Below are 7373 nucleotides of genomic sequence, written 5' to 3'. Positions count from 1 at the left end.
CTTTATGTAGAGACGATTGACCAGAAAAGCAGCGGTGTGCAAAATCGTGCGATTTTGCCGCTTATTCTGTTTGACTTGCTGGCGATCGGTTTGTTTGCAGGCGGCGGCTGGGGAGGCGGCGGAAAATGCTGCCCACCGTATGGCGGCGGCTACGGCGGCGGGCCCGGCTACGGCGGTTATGGCGGCTATGGAGGCGGACCTGGCTATGGAGGTGGAGGTCCTTACGGTGGTGGCGGGCAGTACGGTCCATATGGCGGCGGACCTTATGGTCCGAAGAGCGGCGGCTATTACTAAGAAAACCGCTGGCTGGCGTCAGCGCCTTCTTGTGCGTCTGCTGTTGCTGAGCCTGCCGCCGAACCCGGTGAATGGTTTACGCATTTCGTAACAGCGCACACGTTCTGCAAATCCGGTGACGCGGTAGCCAAGCTTCTCATAGAAGCGCCGCGCCGCGTCATTCCCTTCATCTACGTACAAGAGCGCCTCCTGGCAGCCGGCAGCGATGCCATAGGACTCTGCTTGTTCCATGAGAAGCCTTCCCGCACCTCGCTTCCGGCAGGATGGAAGTACGGCAAGTAGGTCAACATATAATAACTGGCCATTGGCTACCGCATGCACGAAGCCATATGGCTGGCTTGTCGAAGGGAAAACCGCTGCATAAGTCGCCCCTAGATCAAGCCGCTTGCGCAGCTCTTCTTGCGTAGGGGCATCTTGAAGGGAATAAAGGTAAGAATATGGAATGATCTCATCTCGAATGAGCTGGAGAATCGCAGTATCGTCTTGACGCGAAGATCTTGGACGAATGGTCACGCTCACGGCCATGTCGCCTCCTTAACGGTGTCTAAGGTAGTGTATGCGGTGCGATCGCCCGCGGCGCATCTGCTACATAAGATTTTGTAAGCGGGAATCCGAGGCTTGACGAACCGGAAACGCAAGCATATAATAGGTTCTAAGCTAATACGTTATCGGCAATGATGAGGACGAAGTGTTAAGGGCTCTTTTGCTCAGAGAGCGGATGGAACTTGCTGCAACCATCGCCAAAATCCCTTTTCGACGAGCTCACCTCGGAGCCATTCCCTTGAAAAGCGAATTCCAATTCGCGCATTAGGGGGAATCGCGTGGCACACGTTACTGTGCTGAAGGTAAAAGCGTTTTGCGTGCACGCCGTTTTTACCTGCCGAGGTTGCGCATTGCGAAATGCGTAATAAAATTGGGTGGTACCACGGAAGATAATGCCTTTCGTCCCGTTGCTCACGATGAGCAGACGGAGACGGAAGGCTTTTTTGTTGTTTGGTTTGATGAAAGGAGAGATGAAGGATGGCGACGCAAGGCGCAACACTGCGTTCGAAACAAGAACTGATCGAGAAAATGAGCAAACCGGAGGTCATTACCGGTTCCGAAATACTGCTTCGTAGTCTGGTGCTTGAAGGTGTCGAGTGTGTATTCGGCTACCCAGGCGGCGCCGTCTTATATATTTACGATGCGATGCACGGATTTGATGATTTCCATCACATCCTGACACGCCACGAACAAGGCGCGATTCACGCAGCGGACGGATATGCTCGTGCAAGCGGCAACGTCGGCGTATGTATCGCAACGTCCGGTCCAGGGGCAACGAACCTTGTAACGGGTATCGCAACGGCATACATGGACTCCGTTCCGCTCGTCGTTATTACGGGTAACGTTGTTCAATCGGCTATGGGTACGGACGCATTCCAGGAAGCGGACATCGTCGGCATTACGATGCCAATTACGAAGCACAGCTACCTGGTACGCAACGCTGAAGATCTGCCGCGCATCATTCATGAGGCATTCCACATTGCGAACACGGGCCGTAAAGGTCCAGTCCTGATCGATATTCCGAAGGACGTATCCGCAGCGAAGACGCTGTTCAAGCCAGCTAACGGCGAAGTCAGCATGCGCGGCTACAACCCGACGGTATCGCCGAAGAAGCAGCAAGTGGACAAAATGCTCAAAGCGATCGAAGAAGCTGAGCGTCCGCTCATTCTTGCAGGCGGCGGCGTTGTGTACTCCGGTGCGCATGAAGAACTGTTTGAGTTCGCGACGAAGACGGGCATTCCAGTTGTGACAACGCTTCTGGGTCTCGGCGGGTTCCCGAGTGGCAATGATCTGTGGGTAGGCATGCCAGGCATGCACGGTGCTTACGCTTCGAACAAAGCGATCCAGAATGCCGATCTGCTCATCAACATCGGCGCACGCTTTGACGACCGCGTAACGATGAAGCTGGAAGGTTTTGCTCCTCATGCGAAGATCGTTCACATCGATATCGATCCAGCTGAGATTGGCAAAAACGTTCCGACGGACATTCCAATCGTTGGCGATGTGAAGACGGTGCTCGAAGTTGCGAACGCTGAAGTGAAGCCGGCTTCTAAGGCTGCTGCATGGCGCGAGCAAGTTACAGCGTGGAAAACGGAATTCCCGCTGACGTACGTAGATTCGAACACAGAACTCAAGCCGCAATGGGTTATCGAAATGCTTCATGAGACGACGAACGGCGATGCGATCGTTACGACGGACGTTGGCCAGCACCAGATGTGGGCAGCTCAATATTACAAATTCAACAAACCGCGCTCGTTCGTTACATCGGGCGGCCTCGGTACGATGGGCTTCGGATTCCCGTCGGCTATCGGCGCTCAAATGGCGAACCCGGATCGCGTAGTCGTTTCCATCAACGGTGACGGCGGCATGCAGATGTGCGCACAAGAGCTCGCGATTTGCGCCATCAACAACATTCCGGTTAAAGTCGCGATTATTAACAACCAAGTGCTGGGCATGGTTCGTCAATGGCAGGAAATTATTTATGACAACCGTTACAGCCACATCGACCTGGCAGGCAGCCCGGATTTCGTGAAGCTTGCAGAGGCATACGGGGTCAAAGGCTTCCGTGCATCGAACAAGGAAGAAGCGCGTGAAGCATGGGAAGCGGCGCTTCGTCATCCAGGTCCTGCGGTCGTTGAATTCGTCGTCCGTAAAGGTGAGAACGTGTATCCGATGGTAACGCAAGGAAACACGATCGACGACATGATCTTGGGGGATGCGGAATGAAAAAACATACGATAGCAATTCTCGTCAACGATCAGCCCGGCGTTCTGCAGCGTGTATCTGGCTTGTTCGGCCGCCGCGGCTTTAATATCGAGAGCATTACGGTTGGTTCCAGCGAAGAGCCGGGCTTATCCCGCATGGTCATCGTCACGACAGGCGATGGCAATACGCTGGAGCAGGTTACGAAGCAGCTGTATAAGCTGATCGACGTAATCAAGGTTGTCGACATCAGCAGCAATCCGATGGTTGCCCGCGAACTCGCGCTCATTAAAGTGAGCGCGGAGCCTGCGGCACGGCCGGAAGTGCTTGGCGTTGTTGAGACGTTCCGTGCAGCCGTTGTCGATATCGGCCCGCAGTCGATGATCGTACAAGTTGTCGGCGATACGGAGAAAATCGATGCAATGGTTGAGCTGCTCAAGCCATACGGCATTCGGGAGTTGTCCCGTACAGGTGTTACGGCAATGGTTCGCGGCAGCGTGAAGTAAGTTTCGCAACTCCACGATTTGGTGTTTGAAATCAATCTGCTTATCCTAGACAATAGAGATAGGCAGACGCAAGTTACCCAGCAATAATCGTATTCAATCCAGTGCCGAATGTGGACAGACATATCGGACGAATGATGCAAATTCCCGCATTGGGCGGGTGTTTAAGCAGGGAATACGACGTGACGCTCATGCGCCTACCGAGGTTTCTCCGTTTAAACACCCGCTCAATGAGGGTTTAATTTAAAGGAGGCAATTTTACAATGGCAGTTACTTTGTACTATGAAAAAGACGCAGATCAAAGCGTTCTCGCAGGCAAAACAATCGCAGTTATCGGCTACGGCTCCCAAGGCCACGCACAAGCACAAAACCTTCGCGACAGCGGCCTGAAAGTTATTATCGGCCTCCGTCCAGGTAAATCCGCTGACAAAGCGAAAAACGACGGCTTCGAAGTACTGACTGTTGGTGAAGCAGTTAAAGTGGCTGACGTTGTTCAAATCCTGATGCCGGACGAAACGCAAGCAAAAGTATACAAGGAAGAAATCGAGCCTAACCTCAAAAAAGGCGCAGCGCTCATGTTCTCCCACGGCTTCAACGTTCACTACGGCCAAATCGTTCCTAGCAAAGACACGGACGTTCTGCTCGTAGCTCCTAAATCGCCGGGCCACATGGTTCGTCGTACGTATGTTGAAGGCTTCGGCGTTCCTGGTCTCATCGCAATCGAGCAAGACGCTACAGGCAACGCTAAAGCGATCGGCCTCGCTTATGCGAAAGGCATCGGTTGTACGCGTGCAGGCGTTATCGAAACTTCGTTCCGCGAAGAGACGGAAACGGATCTGTTCGGTGAGCAAGCAGTACTTTGCGGCGGCGCTACGGCACTCGTTAAAGCAGGCTTCGAGACGCTTACTGAAGCTGGCTACGCTCCAGAAATGGCTTACTTCGAGTGCTTGCACGAGCTGAAGCTGATCGTTGACATGATGTATGAAGGCGGTCTCGCTTCGATGCGTGACTCCATCTCCAACACAGCTGAATACGGCGACTACGTTACAGGCCCACGCGTTGTAACGGACGAGACGAAGAAAGCGATGAAAGCAGTTCTGGACGACATCCAATCCGGCCGCTTCGCACGCGACTTCATCCTCGAGAACCAATCGAACAAAGCAATGATGACGGCTACGCGTCGCCGCGAAGCTGAGCATCCGATCGAGCAAGTTGGCGGTCAATTGCGTGAACTGATGCACTGGATCAAGAAGTAATAGCTTGCTCTTGGAGCAATTATAAGTAATAATCAAAACTGCCAATCGATGATTGGCAGTTTTTTATTTTTTACAAAAGTGCACCACCCAAACCCTCCCTCTCGAGGGAGGGCCCCGGGGGCTTGCCCCCTGGACCCCGCAGGACTGATGATTTGCATACAGATTCGAAGATTGGCATCATGCGTGCAGGTACTCGCTTTCGTCCCTGCGGGACACGCTTTACATTGTGCGGTAACAAATGTTGGTGAGGGATAAATAATTTATTATTAGGGACGCGTGGGACGATATTTTGATATAAGGAGGTGTTCATAATGCTTGTCGTCTGGGCAGTGTTGTGGATCGCAGCGCTGATGATGGTCGTGATTAATAGACATAGTGCGGCGTTTCGGTGGCTGGGATTAGTTGCTTTTTGTGGCGGGACGGGGGCGCTGGCTTCTGTGATGGAAAGCTGGATTACGACGTATGAGGCGGACCCTGACGGTTTACATACGGCTGCTATGCTGCGTCACGTTCAGCAGGGCTGTTCATGGACGAGCTATTATGGGCTTCCTTACGCTTATTTGTTGTTCGGTGCGGGTTATCATCCGAATGTGATTCCTGCACGGCTGAGCAAGCTGCTGCCGTGGGCGGCGTTGATTCCGATTGTGATCATGCTGCCTCTTCCGATCAATGGTGGATATCCGGTATCCTACCTTCCATTAGCTTGTTGGGCGATTCCTTATATGCTGATTGGAACGGGGCTTGTATTGACGAAGCGGGTGAATCATCCGGCAGAGCGGCGCGCGCACTTGATCGTGACTGCTGCGGTCCTTCCAGCAGTGTTGTTTGCACTGGCAATGAACTATACGATGCCGCTATTCGGTGTCTATCGACTGTGGCGCTATAACGTATGGTCGATCCCGATTGCTTTTCTAATCTTTATTACTTCTTTGTTCAAATACGGTTTTATGGGCGTCCAACTTATGATTGAACGGCGACGTCTCGACTACTCGCTGCGGGCGATTACGAGCGGGACGGCGATGTTGAACCATGCGATCAAGAACGATATGGCGAAAATCAAGCTGTTCGCGGACAAAATCAAACGCGGTGGCGCAGAGGACGTCGATCTGCAGCAGGATGCGGCCGTTATTATTCGCTCAGCAGAGCATATTGAGGCGATGATTCGAAGCGTGCACGAGCGAACGCAAGAGCTGGTGCTGCAAGCCTCCTTAGTCGATCTGGCTTCGTTGATTCAAACACAGATAACGATGCTTCGACCAGCCGCGCAAGATGCTAAGGTGACTGTAATACTAAACGTTCCAGAGCATGCATCACCGATCCTGATAATAGCGGATGCCGCACAGACGGAAGAAGCGATTCGCAATGTGCTGAACAATGCACTCGAGGCGATGGCTGGCGGCGGACAGCTTACGATTACGCTTACTGGCGGCAAGCGTGGGTCAATCCTTGAGGTTAGCGATACGGGGCATGGCATTGAGCGGCATCATTTGCATAAAGTAACAGAACCGTTCTTCACGACGAAGGGCAGCAGTCGCACGATGAATTTTGGACTTGGCCTCGCATACAGCAGCCAGCTTATGAATCGGCAGGGCGGAGAGCTTCGGATCCGCAGCGAATGGGGGCGGGGGACGACAGTAACGTTCTCATTCCCGGCCGTTAAACGCAGCATACAGCTATCCTGGAAACAAGGAGTGAGCAATGTTGGAACTACAGACACCAATACGAATCATGCTCGTGGAGGATGATAAAGACTGGCGCAGAGGGTTGTCCGCTTATCTCAATGCAGAGCCAGACATGCTAGTCGCAGCGGAAACCGGCGACCCACAGCAAGCGGCGGCGCTGTGCGAGCACGCGCAGCCGTCGGTTATATTGCTCGATATTATGATGGCCGACAGTCCAGCAGGTTTGCGGCTAGCGGAACAGTTATCGATGCAATCGTCAGCGCGAATTATTATGCTTACTTCGATGGAGAATGGCAGCTTCGTATCGGAGGCACTTCGTGCAGGTGCAGTCAATTATATCGTGAAGTCGGATTTCGCAGGCATACCAGAGGCGGTGCGACGTGCTGCTGCGGATCGATCGGAGATCGATGCATCGGCAGCGAAGCTTGTGCTGGAGGAGCTCCGGCGGCTGCGCGGTGTTGAGCGGGATTACGAAGTGGATCAGTTCAAGCGTCAAGTGACGCCTGCTGAAGTGCAAGTGCTCCAGATGATCCATGACGGTCACAGCCAATCGCAAATTGCAGAGCGCTCCTTCCTGTCCATTCGTACCGTAAAGAACCACGTCGGCAACATCCTTCGCAAGCTCGGCGTCGGCAGCAGCAAAGAAGCAGCAGAGAAAGCCAAAGACATGGGCCTCTTTTAAATAAACTTCTCAACAAAGTCCTCCTGATCAGGGAGGACTTTGTTGTTTTCAAGCCTCTTGCAGAAGTCTCACTCGCGCTGTAGTCCCGTCACCACTCCTTCCGGGGGCCAGAGAGCGGGATCCCATGAGGCGCTATCATCAAAGTAGCCATCAATGGGCGGTGACAGGTGAACACGTGCGAAATAAGTATGCATTCGATTGACCGTATCTA

At 53.1% G+C, this 7373-nt stretch carries 7 protein-coding genes; 6 read left to right on the top strand and 1 reads right to left on the bottom strand.

Annotated elements, in window-relative coordinates; all coding sequences use genetic code 11:
• The first annotated feature begins 15 nt into the window (after positions 1-15).
• Positions 16-294, top strand: coding sequence for a hypothetical protein (locus SBI19_RS29200; RefSeq protein ID WP_483312353.1), 279 nt, complete (start codon positions 16-18; stop codon positions 292-294).
• 18 nt (positions 295-312) lie between these two features.
• On the opposite strand, the gene SBI19_RS29195 is transcribed toward SBI19_RS29200, so the two are convergent.
• A complete protein-coding gene (locus SBI19_RS29195) occupies positions 313-813 on the bottom strand; it encodes a GNAT family N-acetyltransferase (protein ID WP_317973048.1) in 501 nt (166 codons plus the stop codon).
• Positions 814-1314: 501 nt separating this feature from the next.
• On the opposite strand from SBI19_RS29195, the gene ilvB reads away from it, so the two are divergent.
• From ilvB to SBI19_RS29170, 5 genes are all read left to right on the top strand, one after another.
• Positions 1315-3063, top strand: coding sequence for a biosynthetic-type acetolactate synthase large subunit (ilvB, locus tag SBI19_RS29190; protein WP_317973047.1), 1749 nt, complete (start codon positions 1315-1317; stop codon positions 3061-3063).
• Positions 3060-3545: an acetolactate synthase small subunit gene (gene ilvN / locus SBI19_RS29185; RefSeq protein WP_317973046.1), complete on the top strand. Its 486-nt coding sequence runs from the start codon at positions 3060-3062 to the stop codon at positions 3543-3545. Before ilvB ends, ilvN begins: the two co-directional genes overlap by 4 nt.
• Positions 3546-3805: 260 nt before the next feature.
• Positions 3806-4798 (top strand): ketol-acid reductoisomerase, encoded by a 993-nt coding sequence (gene ilvC / locus SBI19_RS29180; protein ID WP_110042702.1) that lies wholly within the window; start codon positions 3806-3808, stop codon positions 4796-4798.
• A gap of 311 nt (positions 4799-5109) precedes the next feature.
• Positions 5110-6543, top strand: a complete 1434-nt coding sequence (locus SBI19_RS29175; RefSeq protein ID WP_317973045.1) for a sensor histidine kinase — start codon at positions 5110-5112, stop codon at positions 6541-6543.
• Positions 6497-7162: a response regulator gene (locus SBI19_RS29170; protein ID WP_317973044.1), complete on the top strand. Its 666-nt coding sequence runs from the start codon at positions 6497-6499 to the stop codon at positions 7160-7162. The genes SBI19_RS29175 and SBI19_RS29170 overlap by 47 nt, the downstream gene beginning before the upstream one ends.
• Positions 7163-7373: the final 211 nt, after the last annotated feature.

Source organism: Paenibacillus sp. CCS19 (genome assembly GCF_033239625.1).
Classification (GTDB): domain Bacteria; phylum Bacillota; class Bacilli; order Paenibacillales; family Paenibacillaceae; genus Paenibacillus_T.
The sequence above is the reverse complement of the archived record's forward strand: the minus strand, read 5'-3'. Positions and strand labels throughout refer to the sequence as shown.